Consider the following 15,164-nt stretch of genomic DNA (forward strand, 5'->3'; position numbering starts at 1 on the left):
ACGAGAAGCGTGCGAGGGGGCGCACGTGCCCCCCGGGAAGCTGTGCAGGTGCTGATCGGGTGATCCTCCTTGACGGGTGGCCCGGGACAGGGGACCGTCTTGGGCATGAAGGGCGAGCCGAGTTGCCCCCGCTGCGGAGGTCGGGTCCGCGCCCCCGGCATGTTCTCCGACACCTGGCAGTGCGGTGTCCATGGAGCCGTCGCGCCGTCGCAGCCTGTGGTGCCACCCAGCGTCGACGCTCTGGATGTCGTGGTGCGCCGGTCCCGGGTCCCTGTCTGGATGCCCTGGCCGCTGCCGGTCGGGTGGATGTACAACGGCGTGGCACACGCTGGTGACGACCGGTCAGGCGCGCGTGGGACAGTCGTCGCCTGCTCCGGCCCAGGACCGTTGGGCGGTCCCGGTGAAATGCTCCTGGTGGCCGAAGAGATCGGTGTCGGCCTCGGTGCGCACTACGCGGGTCTGTCGGGTCCCGATCCGGGCGACGAACTGCTGAACACCCGCGCCGCCCCGGCCAAAGTGCACGCCGCCGGGCGGCCCACCGCGCTGTGGCACGTCGCGGACGCGCCCGACGACCGGGCGGTCTACGCGGGCGAGGCCATGGGCCTGTGGCTGTGGGTGGTCATGTGGCCGGCCAAGGCCGGGCACATGGTTTACGACGACCTGGTCCTCACCGATCTGCGGGATGCCGGGGCCGAGCTCCAGCTGCTGCCGTGCGGAGCGCTGTCCACGCACCTGATGAGCTGAAGCGGCAGACCTGGATGATGGAAGGGCCCCACCCCTTCTTGTGAGCGAGGTTCCCCGGCATGCGCATCGACCTGCACACCCACAGCACCGCGTCCGACGGGACGGACACCCCCACGGAACTGGTGCACAATGCCCGGGCCGCCGGTCTCGACGTGGTCGCGCTGACCGACCACGACACCGTCGGGGGCTGGGCGGAGGCGGCCGGAGCGCTGCCGCTCGGGCTGACCCTGGTGCGCGGTGCGGAGATCTCCTGTGTGGCCGACCCGACCGACGGCGGCGAAGGCGTCGGCATCCACATGCTGGCCTACCTGTTCGACCCCGACGAGCCGGTGTTCGCCCGGGAATGTGAGCTCATGCGCACCGACCGGGTGCGCCGGGCGCAGGTCATGGTGGAGAAGGTCCGGGCGCTGGGCGTGCCGATCACCTGGGAGCGGGTGGCGGAGATCGCCGGCGGCGTGGTCGGCCGGCCGCATGTGGCCACCGCGATGGTGGAGATCGGGGCGATCCCCGACGTGTCGGCGGCGTTCACCCCCGAATGGCTCAAGGACGGCGGCCGGGCCTTCGCGCCCAAGTACGCGATCCGGGCCGAGGACGCGGTACGGATGATCCGCGCGGCCGGCGGGGTTCCGGTCTTCGCGCACCCGGGGGCGGTCAAGCGTGGCCGTACGGTCACCGACGAGACGATCGGGAAGCTGGCGGCGGCGGGGCTGGCCGGGCTGGAAGTGGACCACATGGACCACGACGACGCCATGCGCAGGCACCTGCGGGAGCTGGCGGATGCGCACAACATGATCACAACCGGTTCAAGTGATTATCACGGCAGCCGCAAGATGGTCAGTCTCGGTCAGAACATCACGGACCCGGCTTCGTATGAAGCAATTACGGAACTCGCCACCGGAACGCTGCCACTGCGTTCATAAGGCGACGGCCGCGCGGTTAAGGTGCGGACGACGTCAGAAAGTACGGAGGGGAAACGGCAATGAGTGTTTCTGTACGCGGTGTGGTGGCCAGGGCCAAGGGCGCGCCGGTGACCATCGAGACGGTCATCGTCCCTGACCCGGGGCCCGGCGAGGCGCGGGTGAAGATCCAGACGTGCGGGGTGTGCCACACCGACCTGCACTACCGCGAGGGCGGGATCAACGACGAGTTCCCGTTCCTGCTCGGCCACGAGGCCGCGGGGGTCGTCGAGTCGGTCGGTCCGGACGTCACCGACGTCGCCGTCGGCGACTTCGTGATCCTCAACTGGCGTGCGGTGTGCGGCGATTGCCGCGCCTGTCGGCGGGGCCGCCCGCAGTACTGCTTCAACACGCACAACGCGACGCAGAAGATGACCCTCGAAGACGGTACGGAGCTGAGCCCCGCGCTCGGCATCGGAGCCTTCGCGGAGATGACCCTGGTGCACGCGGGCCAGTGCACCAAGGTCGACCCCGAAGCCGACCCCGCCGCGGCCGGACTCCTCGGCTGCGGTGTCATGGCGGGCCTGGGCGCGGCGGTCAACACCGGCAACGTCGGCCGGGGCGACAGCGTCGCGGTCATCGGCTGCGGCGGGGTGGGCGACGCGGCGATCGCGGGCGCCCGGCTTGCCGGGGCGGCGAAGATCATCGCGGTCGACATCGACGACCGGAAGCTCGCGACGGCCGTCAGGATCGGCGCCACCCACACGGTCAACTCATCGAGCGAGGACGCCGTCGAGGCGATCCGTGCGCTGACCGACGGCAACGGCGCAGACGTCGTCATCGACGCGGTCGGCCGCCCGGAGACGTACAAGCAGGCCTTCTATGCCCGCGACCTGGCCGGGACCGTCGTCCTGGTCGGCGTGCCGAACCCGGAGATGGTCCTCGAACTGCCGTTGATCGACGTGTTCGGCCGCGGCGGCTCGCTGAAGTCCTCCTGGTACGGCGACTGCCTGCCGTCCCGGGACTTCCCGATGCTGATCGACCTCTACCGCCAGGGCCGCCTCGACCTGGACGCGTTCGTCTCCGAGCGGATCACGCTCGACGACGTCGAAGCCGCGTTCGAGAAGATGCACCACGGCGAGGTCCTGCGCTCGGTGGTAGTCCTGTGAGCATCGAACATGTCGTCACGTCAGGGATCTTCTCCCTCGACGGCCAGGACTTCGACGTCGACAACAACGTGTGGATCGTGGGCGACGGGAGTGAGGTCGTCGTCATCGACGCCGCGCACGACGCCGCGAAGATCGCCGCCGCGGTCGGCGACCGGACGGTCAAGGCCATCCTCTGCACGCACGGCCACAACGACCACATCAACGCCGCGGCCGGACTGGCGCGGCTGACCGGTGCCCCGGTGCACCTGCACCCGGCGGACCGGATGCTGTGGGACACGGTCTACGCCGACCGCGCCCCGGACGCGGAACTGGCCCACGGCCAGACGATCTCCGTGGCCGGCACGGAACTGCGGGTGCTCCACACCCCCGGGCACGCGCCAGGGGCGGTGTCGTTGTACGGCTCTGAACTGGGCGCACTGTTCTCCGGCGACACTCTGTTCAAGGGTGGCCCCGGGGCCACCGGGCGGTCCTTCTCGTCGTTCCCGGTGATCCTCGACTCGATCCGCGAGCGGCTGCTGACGCTGCCCGCCGGAACCCGGGTCCTGGCCGGACACGGTGACGAGACGGTCATCGGCCTCGAAGCCGAGGACTACGACGAGTGGGTCGTCCGCGGGCACTGACCCGTACGAAATTGTTTCCAAGGTTCCACCCGAACGGCGAAGGGCCGGTACGCGATGCGTACCGGCCCTTCAGCTGTGTTCCCTGCGGTGTCCTGACCGGACACCCGCCGGGGCTTAACGGACGGCCACGGCCCGGACCGGCCGGATGTGCAGTCGCTCGCCGGTGTCGGCGGCCCGCTTGAGGGCCTTCTTCACCGTCTGGAGGTCTGCGTCGTGGCAGATCTTCGCGTCGGCGTGCGAAAGATTAGTGATGTGATAACGCATACGGCGTCTCCTTCTCCTCGGTTCCGATGAGACATCGGAAGTGCGTCGCGCCGGGTTGTGACACCCGGCCGACGCGTGTCTTGCGCCTTTGGAACCCCGGACGCGTCCGGGACTGCGACAGAAGGTCGCGAGGTGCAGTCAAGTAAGTGAACAACCGTCCGGGAGGAAACATTCCCGCACGTCGCGCGGCTGATCCCGGACGGGACGGACGTCTGCCCCGGGTCACCCGGCGTATCCCCGGGACGCGGTCCGGCCGGTCATAGGAGAATGGGGAGGACCGTACGGCGGGAACTGGACCCGCAGCGGCGACATCAGGCGTAAAGGACGATAGAGCGTGCACCCATCCGGCGACGGCGGCTTTCCGATCGGGGGCCCGGACATCAACGCCCCCGCGCTGTCCCACAGTGTTCTGGGCGACGGTGTGGAGGACCCGCGTGACGCGTTCCCGTCCGACGGGGACGACACCCCCTACGTGCAGGCGGCCGTCCCCGTGCGGATCGTCTCCGCCCCGCCCTACGCGGCCACCCACGCGGTGTTCGTCGACGTCGGCTACGTCTACGCGGCGATGGGCGCGTTGATCGCCGGGACCGCCGAGCGACGGGCCTTCCGCATCGACGCCGAATACCTGATCAGCTCGTTCATCGACGAGGCCCGCGCGGTCTTCCCCGAAGGCCGCCTGCTGCGCGTCTACTGGTACGACGGCGCCCGCAACCGGGTGCACACCGTCGAGCAGCGGCAGATCGCCGAACTGCCCGACGTGAAGGTCAGGCTCGGCAACCTCAACGCGCACAACCAGCAGAAGGGCGTCGACTCGCTTATCCGCAGTGACCTGGAGTCCCTGGCCCGCAACCGGGCCATCGAGGACGCGGTCGTGATCAGCGGCGACGAGGACCTCGTCTCCGCCGTCGAGGCCGCCCAGTCGTACGGTGTCCGGGTCCACCTGTGGGGTGTCGAACCGGCGTACGGCACCAACCAGGCCGACCCGCTGGTGTGGGAGGCGGACGTCACCCGCACCCTGCACCGCGACTTCGCCGAGCCGTGCGTTTCCCTCGTACAGGGGAGCACCACGCCGGCCGCACCTGTAGTGGTGGCCGGCGGCGCCGCGGTCACCCCCGACCGCGCGTGGCGGATCGGCGGCGAGATCGCCGAACGCTGGCTGGTGGTCCGGGGCCGGGAGAACATGGCCGACCTGCTCCCCGGGCCGCTGCTGCCGCCCGCCATCGACCGGGGCCTGCTGGTGGACGCCGAAGGCGTCCTGCAGACATCACTACGGCCGTACGAAGAGCTGCGGCGTTCGCTCCGCAACGGATTCTGGGAGCGGCTGAACCACGAGTTCGGGGTGGCCGCTCCGCCGGAGTGACAGGGACCTCTCCCCGGCTTCCCCAACAGTTGTGATCCGGTGACGGATGATCGCGGCCGTCCGCGATCATCCGTCACCGGATCATGACGTCGATGCGGCCGCCGAGTCCCAGAAGCCGGTCAGCGCCTTCGCGGTGAGCTCGGGGTCGTCCACTGCGGGGGAGTGCACGGCGTCCGGCACGATCACGTGCTCCACGCCGAGGCGCCGCGCCATCTTTGCCAGCCAAGGAACCGGCCACGCGTAGTCGCGCTCGCCGGACAGCACGAGCGTCGGCAGACCGGCCCGGACGACCCGCGCCAGCTCGTCGACCCGGTCCGGCTCGGTGCGCAACTGCTCGGCGAGCGACTTGAGCGCGACGGGCACGTTGCCCAGCCAGCGGGCGGTCAGGAACTCCTCGACGGCACTGCCGAGGTCGGTCGTGGCGCCCTCGGCCGCGCGCATGGCCTCCCACATCTCCGCCCGGCTCAGCAGCAGGACCACCGATTCGAGCAGCTCAAGCCGGGGGATCTCCGCGTCGTGGATCGCCGCCGGGCCCGAGGACATCAGGACCAGGGAGCGCAGCCGCTGCGGCGCGGCCAATGCGAAGGACCGGCAGACGAGGCCGCCGAAGGAGTGCCCGACCAGGTGGACGGGCCCGCTGAGGCTGTCGACGACCGCGCCCAGGTCCGCCACGAGCGAGTCGCGGCTGTACGCGTCGGGGTCGTCCGTACCGCCGGTCTCGAACTGACCTCGCTGGTCGAGGGCCACCGCGCGGTAGCCGTGCGCGGCGATCGGATCCAGGACCGCGAGGAAGTCTTCTTTGCTGCCGGTGAAGCCCGGCACGAGGAGGACAGTGCCTCTGTGTGCAGGGCCTGCGTCAAGCACAGCGAAGTCGCCACGAGCGGTGGACAGGCGGGCGGAACGCACCGAAGCGGGCAGTTCCAGGCTGCGGGGAGTGCTCACAGGATGAGGTTACCCACGGGTTACTGCCGTACTTCAACCGGAGAACACCGGTAACGCGGAAGCGGGGCCCGCGGCATCGCTGCGGGCCCCGCTCCGTGGAACTGTCTACTCGGCTGCGGCGGTCTCACCGGCAGCCGCCGGACGGCGGCGGCGACGGCGGCGCCGCGGGGCGTCACCGGTCTCGTCACCGGCGACGGCCGGGGCCGCGGCCTGCTCCGGAATGCTGACCGGCGCGATCTTCGGGGCCGGTACAGCCACGACGGGGGCGATCGCGGCGGCGATGACGGTGGTGGCGTTGGTGCCGTCCGTGTCGACGCCGCTCACCCGGCGGCGCGTACGCGTCCCCGGCTCACGGCGACGGCTCGGCTCGGCGGCCTTCTCCGTCGTGTCCTCCGTCTTGCGGCCAGGCCCTGCGGCCTTGGCCCCACGGCCGGCCGGCTTGCCGCGGCCGCCCTTGCTGGTCTTGGCACCGGTCTCGCCCAGGTCCTCGATGCCTTCGGCGCTCAGGCCCTCCCGGGTGCGCTGCGCACGCGGCAGGGTCTTGCCGGTCCCCGCGGGGATGTTCAGCTCCGCGAACAGGTGCGGGGAAGTTGAGTACGTCTCCACCGGCTCCGGGAAGGAGAGCTCCAGGGCCTTGTTGATGAGGCCCCAGCGCGGCATGTCCTCCCAGTCGACGAGGGTGACGGCCGTACCCGAAGCGCCCGCGCGGCCGGTGCGGCCGATGCGGTGCAGGTAGGTCTTCTCGTCGTCCGGGCACTGGTAGTTGACCACGTGCGTCACGTTGTCGACGTCGATGCCGCGGGCGGCGACGTCGGTCGCCACGAGGACGTCGACCTTGCCGTTGCGGAACGCGCGCAGGGCCTGCTCACGCGCGCCCTGGCCGAGGTCGCCGTGCACCGCGGCGGAGGCGAAGCCGCGCTCGGCCAGCTTCTCCGCGAGTTCGGCGGCCGTCCGCTTCGTGCGGCAGAACACCATGGCCAGGCCACGGCCTTCGGCCTGCAGGATGCGGGTCAGCAGCTCCGGCTTGTCCATCGCGTGGGCGCGGTAGACGTGCTGGCTGACCGAAGCCACGGTGTGGCCCTGGTCCTCCGGGGCGGACGCGCGGATGTGCGTCGGCTTGGTCATGTAGCGGCGGGCCAGGGTGATGATCTGGCCCGGCATCGTGGCCGAGAACAGCATCGTCTGGCGGCGCGCCGGGATGCGGTCGACGATCTTCTCGACGTCGGGCAGGAAGCCCAGGTCGAGCATCTCATCGGCCTCGTCGAGCACGAGGATCTTGACCTGCGACAGGTCGAGCAGCTTCTGCCCGGCCAGGTCGATCAGACGGCCCGGGGTGCCGACGACCACGTCGACGCCCTTCTTCAGCGCCTCGACCTGCGGCTCGTAGGCCCGGCCGCCGTAGACGGCGAGCACCCGGACGTTACGGGTCTTGCCCGCGGCCAGCAGGTCGTTGGTGACCTGCACGCACAGCTCGCGGGTCGGGACGACCACCAGCGCCTGCGGGGACTTGCCGGGCAGCTCGGTCGCCCGGCCGGCGTCGACGTCGGCGGCGGTGATCACGCGCTCGATGATCGGGATACCGAAGCCGAGTGTCTTGCCGGTGCCGGTCTTGGCCTGTCCGATGACGTCGTTGCCGGACATGGCGACCGGCAGGGTCGATTCCTGGATCGGGAACGCTTCGATGATGCCGAGTGATTCAAGTGCTTCTGCGGTCTCGGGGAGTACACCGAGTTCACGGAAAGTTGTCAGGGGTTCAGCCTGTTCTGTGTATGGGGACCTGGCGTCCTAGGGGGTCAGGACCGTGTTGTCAGCACTCCAGGCCGTCGTCGGCCTGGGGACAGGCTGCGCGATACGGAGCAGAGTTCTATGCGCTGTTCTAGGCGCGACTCACTGCGTCATCTCGAGCGCAGTTCACACGGGACTCAGCCCTCGGGAGGTCTCCCGGGCGGGTTGGTCGGAGCCGATCGTCCTCCGACCGGGCATCCGCGTACCAGACCAGTCTACCCGCCACCCGGCGGATGACACTGTGTCGCTGACTACGCTGCGGAGCATGAGTGACGGGACGCAGGACGACAAGCAGGCGGCAGCACAACCGCTGACCAGCGACGACACAGCCGGCAGCGGGATGGGCCAGGAGGCGGTGACCGAGCTCCTCGGAGTGCTCGCGTACGGCGAGATCACCGCGTTCGAACGGCTGGCGGAGGACGCGAAGATGGCGCCCTCGGTGGCCGACAAGGCCGCGCTGGCCGCGATGGCGGTCGCCGAGTTCCACCACTACGAGCGGCTGCGCGACCACATCGCGGGGCTCGGCGTGGACCCTGACGCGGCCATGGCGCCGTTCGTCGCCCCGCTGGACTCCTTCCACGCCCACACCAGGCCCAAGGACTGGCTGGAGGGCCTGGTCAAGGCATACGTGGGGGACGGGATCGCGGCGGACTTCTACCGGGAGATCTCCGCGCACCTGCCGGTGACCAGCCGGATCCTGGTGGAGGACGTGCTGGCCGACACCGGGCACGCCGACTTCGTCGTGGACGCGGTCCGCGGTGCGATCGAGCGTGACCCGAAGGTGGCCGGACGGCTCGCGCTGTGGGGCAGGCGGCTCATGGGCGAGGCGCTCAGCCAGGCCCAGCGGGTCGCCGCGGAGCGGGACGCGCTGTCCGCGCTCCTGATCGGCGGGCTCGGCAGCGGCGGCATGGTCGGTTTCGACCTGGCGGAGATCGGCCGGATGTTCGCCAGGATCACCGACGCGCACGCGGGGCGGATGGCCTCTTTGGGGTTGGCTTCCTGAACCCTGGAAAAGAAATATGGGGCCGTACGGATTTCTCCGTACGGCCCCATATTTCTTTTCCAGGGTTCAGGTCTTCTTCAGGCGCAGCGGTGTCACATGGTGCCGAAGCCCACCTTGCGGGAGGTCGGCTCACCCAGTTCGACGTACGCGATACGGTCGCTGGGGACGATGACCTTGCGGCCCTTCTCGTCCGTCAGCGACAGGATCGTCGACTTGCCCGCGAGCGACTCGGCGACCGCGCGCTCGACGTCCTCCGCGGTCCCGGTGCTCTCCAGCACCAGTTCGCGTGCGGTGTGCAGCACACCGATCTTGATCTCCACGGCTGTCCTCTTTCCCTGAAGGCTCCAGGCGCGACGCAGGTCCGGATGTCGGCTTCGCTTCGCTCAGCCGCCGTCCGGCGCCGCGCGTCGCCCGGCGGCTGTATCGAACGAAGAGCGGCTGCGCCGAAAAGCTGACCGGCGCGCGCCCGTACTCCCCTGGAAGGCTAGTCGAGGCGGTGTCCATTCCCGTGCCGCCGTGGGTACGCCGAGCGCGAACCCGGGCGACTCCGCGGAGTCAGTCGTGCTGGTCCTCGCGCCGGGGGAAGCGGGAGATGCCGCGCCAGCTGAGCGAGGAGATCAGCTGGGAGGCGGTGCCGCGCGGCACCGAGCGGCCCTGGCCCATCCAGTAGCGGGCGGTGACCTGGGCCATGCCGGTCAGGCCGATGGCCAGGAGCATCGATTCGTCCGGGCCGAGCCCGGTGTCCTCGGCGATGACCTTGCTGACCGCTTCGGCGCAGGTCCCGGCGACGTTCTCGATGCGCTCGCGGACCGCGGACTCGTTGGTCAGGTCGGATTCGAAGACCAGGCGGAACGCGCCACTCGGGTCGTCGACGAAGGCGAAGTACGCCTCGACTGTGGCGGCCACCCGGAGTTTGTTGTCGTGCGTGGACTCCAGCGCCGTGTGCACGGCGTTGAGCAGCGACTCGCAGTGCTGGTCGAGCAGGGCCAGGTACAGGTCGAGTTTGCCGGGGAAGTGCTGGTAGAGCACGGGCTTGCTGACCCCGGCGCGGTCGGCGATGTCATCCATCGCGGCGGAGTGGTAACCCTGGGCGACGAAGACCTCCTGTGCCGCGACGAGCAGCTGCGCCCGACGGGCGGTACGGGGAAGCCGCGTGCCTCGGGGGCGTGGTTCCGCATCCTGGATGGCTGTCACGGCGCTCCTCAGCATTGCTCGACTTTTTTGCTCTGCGGGCCCGTGGGCCCGGCTTCCCCAGGGGCGTTTTCCCGGAGGATGTGTGGTTCGTGCCACGTCATCCTACTTTTGAGTAACAGGCGGGCGCAGCTTTGTGGCGCAACGAACAACAGCTGAGATTTTGTGGGGTTCCCGCAAAGGGCCCGCGGGCTTGGGTTTCAGCGGTAGCCGTCCTCTGCGTCGGTCGCGGCTCATGAAACCACCCGCGTTCCCAAAGTCGCGCGTTCCCCGGGAAAACTCGGTCCTGGCCGTAACCCCTTCCGTGCGGCGTCGTTCTCACTGTCGTGACACCGGAGTCGCAGGCGACGTCACGGTCTGCGTGGTGCGTTGCGCCCGATACCTAATCGTGATGCAACAGGGTGATCACAGGGGGGCGCAAAGCGGTCACTGCGGGAGCAATCAGGCTCCATCCGCAGCTCAATCCGCCACTCCACTCTTCCGTTGCGGTGATCATCTCGTAATATTGCCCACCGTGACGACGCCGCAGATCATTCCGCCGACCGCGGACGAACCCTGCCCGGATCCGGTGCAGACGCTCTGGCCTGCACGAACCGTGCACGTGACGACCGGCACGGCAGTGTCCGTGCGGCGGGACGCGTCGGGTGACGACACGCTCCCCACGGCCGTGTTCGTCCACGGACTGGGTGGCTCCGCGTTCAACTGGACCGCGCTCGCCACCGAACTTCGGGACACGGTCAGCGCCGAGCTGGTCGATCTGCCCGGTTTCGGGTATTCCACCCCGCCGCACGACGGTGACTACTCCCTGTCGGCGCACTGCCGCGCGGTCGAAGGCCTGATCCTGTCCCTCGGCAGGCGCGCGCCCGTCCACCTCGTCGGCAACTCGCTGGGCGGTGCCGTGGTGACCCGCGTCGCGGCCCGCCGCCCCGACCTGGTCCGCACGGTCACCCTGGTCTCCCCGGCGCTCCCCGACCTGATGCCGCAGCGCACCGCGGTGCCCACCGGGCTGCTCGCCGCCCCCGGCGTAGGCCGGCTGTTCGCCCGGCTCACCCGCAACCTGCCGCCCGAGCGGCGGACCAGGATGTTCCTCGAACTCTGTTACGGCGAACCGGCCACGGTGGCCGAGGAGACCTTCGCCGCGGCGGTCGCCGAGTTCCGCCGCCGGCAGGGCCTGCCGTACGCCCTGGACGCGATGGTCCGCTCCACCCGCGGCCTCGTCGCGGCCTACCTGGAGCGGGGACCGCAGGCCCTGTGGCGGCAGGCCGCCCAGGTGACCGCGCCTGCGCTGCTGGTCTACGGCCGCCGCGACAAACTCGTCGACCCGGACAAGGCCGCCCGCGCGATGGGCACCTTCCCGGACGCCCGGCTGCTCGTGGTCCCGGACTCCGGGCACGTGGCAATGCTCGAACACCCGCGGATCGTCGCGCGGGCCTTCTGTGACCTGATCGCCGAACAGAGTTCCGCAAACGGTCACGACGACCGACGGAACACGACAGCGGGGGTGACCGCGCAGTGAACCGACACTCGGGGAATGCGGAAGGCCAGGAAGACGGCGGGCCGGCCGGACACTGGTCCGCTGTGCCCGGCGGCGACGCCTACGCACCGGACGACTGGGGACAGCAGATGCCGCAGGGCGGGGACGGCGCGTACATATCCGGGGCCGGGTACTCCGCACCGGGCGACGGGTCATGGCAGACCGGGGCCTACGAGGCCTACACCGCCGTTCCGGTCCAGGACGCGGCTTACGACACGGGCTACAGCACCGGGGCGTACACCGCCGCGGCGTACGACACCGGGTCCTACAGCACGGGCCAGTACGCCCAGGATTCCTACGGGACCCCGGCGTACGACTCCGGGCAGCAGGGACAGTACACGACGGGCCAGTACGCGGCGGAGCAGTACGGCTCAGGTCAGTCAGGTCAGTACGACACGGGTCAGTACGACACGGACCAGTACTCCACCGGCCAGTACTCCACCGGCCAGTACACGGCGGACCAGCAGGCGCAGCAGGTCCCGCAGCAGCAGTTCGGCGACTACGCGTCCGGCAGCGGGCAGTACGCGGTGCCCGGCTACGGCTACAGCGAGCAGCCGGGGACGACGTACGCCGCGGTCCAGTACGACACCGGGACGTCGTATGAGACAGGCGCGTACAACGCCGTGGCCTACGACACCGGGTCCTACAGCTCCGGCCAGTACGGCACGGACTTGTACAGCGGCCAGTCGTACGACACCGGGCAGTACGTCGCTGGTCAGTACGACACGGGTCAGTACGACACCGGGCAGTACTCCACGGGCGCGTACGACAGTGCCGCATACGGCAACACCGCGTACGACAGCGGCACTTACGCCGCTCCCGGAGTCGGCGGCCAGCAGTACCAGCCGCAGGCCGACCCGCTGCCCGCAGCGGTGCCGTACGAGCAGGTGCCGTACGAGCAGGTGCCGTACGAGCAGGTCCCGTACAAGGAGCCCGTCCCGCAGGGCGGCACCGGCGGCTTCGCGGTCACCCGGATCTCCGCCGCGCCGGTCGCCCCCGTCGTGGAACCGTCCGGACAGCCCGCGGATCGGCAGAGCCGCGGACACCGGGGTTCGGGGCAGAGCCAGGAGCTCCCGGCGGCCTACATCCCGACGCAGACCGGGCGGCGGGCCCGCCTCGCCGAGCAGGCCCTGTCCGACGAGCCGGCCCGTACTGAATCCTTGGGCTCCGAGCTCTACAACGAGCCGACGCATTCGAGGCGGGGCCGCCGTACGCTCGTCGCCGCCGGAACGGCCGTAGTCACCGGAGCCGTCCTCGCGGGCGCCGTGGTGATGCAGATCGGTGACGACGACGCAGGGAAGGCCCAGGCCGCGGGCAGCGACCAGGCCGCAGGCGCCGACGCCGCAGCCCGGGAGAACCAGGCCGCGTCCAGGGGGTCCGACCGTCCGGCGGTCGTCGCGAACCCGGCGGTGCCCCCGGCTTCCGCGCCGCCGACCGACCCGACGGCGATACCCATCCCGACGCCCGCCAACGGCGGGTCCACCACCGACCGGATGAGCCTCCAGTTCCCGCTGGACCCCAAGCTGACCCTGAACGGCAAATTCGTGACCATGCCGGGCGACCAGCCCGCGCCGGCGGTCCCCGCCGGGGTGAAGCTGAACAAGGTCTACAAGTACGCGGTGCAGATCGAAGAGGGCCTGCAACTGGACGGCACGTCGTTCGCGACGTTCGTGCACCAGACCATAAACGACCCGCGCAGCTGGGCCCACGAGGGTGATCTGTTCGAACGGGTCGACGACCCGTCGAAGGCCGAGTTCTACGTACGGCTGTCCTCCCCGGGGACGCTGCACAAGATATGCACCCCGTTCGTCGGCGACACCAGCGAGAACAACGTGTCCTGCAACGCGGGCGGGACCAAGTTCGTCATGATCAACGGCTTCCGCTGGGCGCAGGGTTCGCCCGCGTTCGGCCCGGACATGCTGGCCTACCGGCAGATGCTGCTCAACCACGAGGTCGGCCACCGGATGGGCCACGGGCACGACGAGGTCTGCCGGGCGGACGGCAAGGCCCCGGTGATGATGCAGCAGACGAAGTCGCTCAGGGAACGCGGCGGCCAGGGGGCCAGAGCGTGTCTTCCGAACCCGTGGGCCTACCCGGACGCGTGAGCGGCTGAAAGCCCTGGTCGTCGAGTCCCAAACTGCGGACCCCCGACGGGGAATCCCAAGGGGCGTGACACTGTTGCCAGGAGAAAGAACCAGTAGAGCCGGGAGCGTCCGGTCCGGGCGGGGGACCTGTGCAGGACCACCCGTCGGCCGGGTGCTTCGCGCCTGACCCTTCGGAGTCCGCAGTGTCGCTACCCCCGCTGGTCGAGCCGGCTGCCGAGCTCACCGTCGACGAGGTCCGCCGGTATTCCCGCCACCTGATCATCCCCGACTTCGGGATGGCCGGGCAGAAGCGACTGAAGAACGCCAAGGTGCTGTGTGTCGGCGCCGGCGGTCTGGGGTCGCCCGCGCTGATGTACCTCGCCGCGGCCGGTGTCGGCACGCTCGGCATCGTCGAGTTCGACACCGTCGACGAGTCCAACCTGCAGCGCCAGATCATCCACTCGCAGGCCGACATCGGCCGTTCCAAGGCCGAGTCCGCGCGGGACACCGTCGTCGGGATCAACCCGTACGTGCAGGTGAACCTGCACGAGGAGCGCCTCGAAGCCGACAACGTCATGGAACTGTTCGCGCAGTACGACCTGATCGTCGACGGCACGGACAACTTCGCCACGCGCTACCTCGTCAACGACGCAGCCGTGCTCCTGGGCAAGCCGTACGTCTGGGGCTCGATCTACCGCTTCGACGGCCAGGCTTCGGTCTTCTGGGCCGAGCACGGCCCGTGCTACCGCTGCCTCTACCCCGAGCCGCCGCCCCCCGGCATGGTCCCGTCCTGCGCTGAGGGAGGCGTGCTCGGCGTGCTGTGCGCGTCGATCGGGTCGATCCAGGTCAACGAGGCCATCAAGATGCTCACGGGCATGGGCGAGCCGCTGCTCGGCCGCCTGATGATCTACGACGCGCTGGAGATGACGTACCGCCAGGTCAAGATCCGCAAGGACCCGGAGTGCGCGGTCTGCGGCAAGAACCCGACGGTCACCGAGCTCATCGACTACGAGGCGTTCTGCGGCGTCGTGTCGGAGGAGGCCCAGGAGGCCGCCGCCGGTTCGACCATCACCCCGCGTCAGCTCAAGGAGTGGATGGACGCCGGCGAGGACATCCACCTCATCGACGTGCGCGAGCCCGGCGAGTACGAGATCGTCTCCATCCCCGGAGCCGTCCTCGTGCCGAAGAACGAGTTCCTGATGGGCCGCGCGCTTGAGGACCTGCCGCAGGACAAGAAGATCGTCCTGCACTGCAAGTCGGGTGTGCGCTCCGCCGAGGTCCTGGCCGTGTTGAAGTCGGCCGGGTTCGCCGACGCGGTGCACCTGGGCAGCGGCATCCTGGGGTGGATCAACCAGATCGAGCCGCACAAGCCGGTCTACTAGGTCTTTCAGAAACCGGAAAACCGGTGGGCGGTACGGATGTCAAATCCGTACCGCCCACCGGTTTTCCGGTTTCTGGTCTGGTTTCTGGTGAAGCGCCCACGATCTGACCACGGCAGAAGTGCCGGGGCCGTGTCGGGCGTCGCGAGCCTGGCCTGGATTTTCAGTGGCCTTCTAGATCGCCTGCTTGCGC

At 69.7% G+C, this 15,164-nt stretch carries 14 protein-coding genes; 9 read left to right on the plus strand and 5 right to left on the minus strand.

Features of this window, described 5'->3' with window-relative positions; genetic code table 11:
* Positions 1-105: 105 nt before the first annotated feature.
* From AC0Z36_RS12655 to AC0Z36_RS12670, 4 genes are read left to right on the plus strand one after another with little or no spacing between them, the layout of a single operon-like run.
* On the plus strand, positions 106-744 hold the full coding sequence (locus AC0Z36_RS12655) for a DUF6758 family protein (protein WP_485462913.1): 639 nt from the start codon (positions 106-108) through the stop codon (positions 742-744).
* A 59-nt stretch (positions 745-803) separates the two neighbouring features.
* On the plus strand, positions 804-1,664 hold the full coding sequence (locus AC0Z36_RS12660; RefSeq protein ID WP_485462914.1) for a PHP domain-containing protein: 861 nt from the start codon (positions 804-806) through the stop codon (positions 1,662-1,664).
* A 59-nt stretch (positions 1,665-1,723) separates the two neighbouring features.
* The gene (locus tag AC0Z36_RS12665) at positions 1,724-2,809 is read left to right on the plus strand and encodes an S-(hydroxymethyl)mycothiol dehydrogenase (protein WP_485462915.1); all 1,086 of its coding nucleotides are present in this window, start codon (positions 1,724-1,726) and stop codon (positions 2,807-2,809) included.
* Entirely contained in the window at positions 2,806-3,429 is a 624-nt protein-coding gene (locus tag AC0Z36_RS12670; protein ID WP_485462916.1) for an MBL fold metallo-hydrolase, read from the plus strand. Before AC0Z36_RS12665 ends, AC0Z36_RS12670 begins: the two co-directional genes overlap by 4 nt.
* 114 nt (positions 3,430-3,543) lie before the next feature.
* On the opposite strand, the gene AC0Z36_RS12675 is transcribed toward AC0Z36_RS12670, so the two are convergent.
* Entirely contained in the window at positions 3,544-3,693 is a 150-nt protein-coding gene (locus tag AC0Z36_RS12675; RefSeq protein WP_485462917.1) for a hypothetical protein, read from the minus strand.
* A 472-nt stretch (positions 3,694-4,165) separates the two neighbouring features.
* Between AC0Z36_RS12675 and AC0Z36_RS12680 the strand changes: the two genes are divergently transcribed.
* Positions 4,166-5,053, plus strand: a complete 888-nt coding sequence (locus AC0Z36_RS12680) for an NYN domain-containing protein (protein WP_485462971.1) — start codon at positions 4,166-4,168, stop codon at positions 5,051-5,053.
* Positions 5,054-5,134: 81 nt separating this feature from the next.
* Here AC0Z36_RS12680 and AC0Z36_RS12685 read toward each other — a convergent pair whose 3' ends face one another.
* Together AC0Z36_RS12685 and AC0Z36_RS12690 are read right to left on the minus strand one after the other, a co-directional pair.
* A complete protein-coding gene (locus AC0Z36_RS12685) occupies positions 5,135-5,995 on the minus strand; it encodes an alpha/beta fold hydrolase (protein WP_485462918.1) in 861 nt (286 codons plus the stop codon).
* Between the two features lie 105 nt (positions 5,996-6,100).
* The gene (locus AC0Z36_RS12690; protein WP_485462919.1) at positions 6,101-7,636 is read right to left on the minus strand and encodes a DEAD/DEAH box helicase; all 1,536 of its coding nucleotides are present in this window, start codon (positions 7,634-7,636) and stop codon (positions 6,101-6,103) included.
* A gap of 409 nt (positions 7,637-8,045) precedes the next feature.
* On the opposite strand from AC0Z36_RS12690, the gene AC0Z36_RS12695 reads away from it, so the two are divergent.
* Entirely contained in the window at positions 8,046-8,783 is a 738-nt protein-coding gene (locus tag AC0Z36_RS12695) for a ferritin-like fold-containing protein (protein ID WP_485462920.1), read from the plus strand.
* Between the two features lie 92 nt (positions 8,784-8,875).
* On the opposite strand, the gene AC0Z36_RS12700 is transcribed toward AC0Z36_RS12695, so the two are convergent.
* Both AC0Z36_RS12700 and AC0Z36_RS12705 read right to left on the minus strand, forming a co-directional pair.
* Complete coding sequence (locus AC0Z36_RS12700) at positions 8,876-9,103, minus strand: DUF3107 domain-containing protein (protein ID WP_485462921.1); 228 nt, start codon at positions 9,101-9,103, stop codon at positions 8,876-8,878.
* A 235-nt stretch (positions 9,104-9,338) separates the two neighbouring features.
* Positions 9,339-9,977 carry a TetR/AcrR family transcriptional regulator gene (locus tag AC0Z36_RS12705; protein WP_485462922.1) on the minus strand — a complete coding sequence of 213 codons (639 nt, stop codon included), beginning with the start codon at positions 9,975-9,977 and terminating at the stop codon, positions 9,339-9,341.
* A 511-nt stretch (positions 9,978-10,488) separates the two neighbouring features.
* Here AC0Z36_RS12705 and AC0Z36_RS12710 point away from each other — a divergent pair.
* The 3 genes from AC0Z36_RS12710 to moeZ all read left to right on the plus strand — a co-directional run bounded on the left by AC0Z36_RS12710 (position 10,489) and on the right by moeZ (position 14,974).
* Complete coding sequence (locus AC0Z36_RS12710) at positions 10,489-11,490, plus strand: alpha/beta fold hydrolase (protein ID WP_485462923.1); 1,002 nt, start codon at positions 10,489-10,491, stop codon at positions 11,488-11,490.
* Entirely contained in the window at positions 11,487-13,613 is a 2,127-nt protein-coding gene (locus AC0Z36_RS12715; RefSeq protein WP_485462924.1) for a DUF3152 domain-containing protein, read from the plus strand. The genes AC0Z36_RS12710 and AC0Z36_RS12715 overlap by 4 nt, the downstream gene beginning before the upstream one ends.
* Positions 13,614-13,795: 182 nt before the next feature.
* Entirely contained in the window at positions 13,796-14,974 is a 1,179-nt protein-coding gene (gene moeZ, locus AC0Z36_RS12720) for an adenylyltransferase/sulfurtransferase MoeZ (RefSeq protein ID WP_485462925.1), read from the plus strand.
* Positions 14,975-15,164: the final 190 nt, after the last annotated feature.

It is taken from the genome of Kitasatospora sp. UYEF31 (assembly GCF_057291755.1).

What these genes read in the sequence shown, in the direction of transcription:
- AC0Z36_RS12665 (WP_485462915.1), top strand. Translation starts at nt 1,724, where the DNA reads ATGAGTGTTTCTGTACGCGGTGTGGTGGCCAGGGCCAAGGGCGCGCCG.
- AC0Z36_RS12695 (WP_485462920.1), top strand. Translation starts at nt 8,046, where the DNA reads ATGAGTGACGGGACGCAGGACGACAAGCAGGCGGCAGCACAACCGCTG.
- AC0Z36_RS12690 (WP_485462919.1), bottom strand. Translation starts at nt 7,636, where the DNA reads ATGTCCGGCAACGACGTCATCGGACAGGCCAAGACCGGCACCGGCAAG.
- AC0Z36_RS12655 (WP_485462913.1), top strand. Translation starts at nt 106, where the DNA reads ATGAAGGGCGAGCCGAGTTGCCCCCGCTGCGGAGGTCGGGTCCGCGCC.
- AC0Z36_RS12675 (WP_485462917.1), bottom strand. Translation starts at nt 3,693, where the DNA reads ATGCGTTATCACATCACTAATCTTTCGCACGCCGACGCGAAGATCTGC.
- AC0Z36_RS12660 (WP_485462914.1), top strand. Translation starts at nt 804, where the DNA reads ATGCGCATCGACCTGCACACCCACAGCACCGCGTCCGACGGGACGGAC.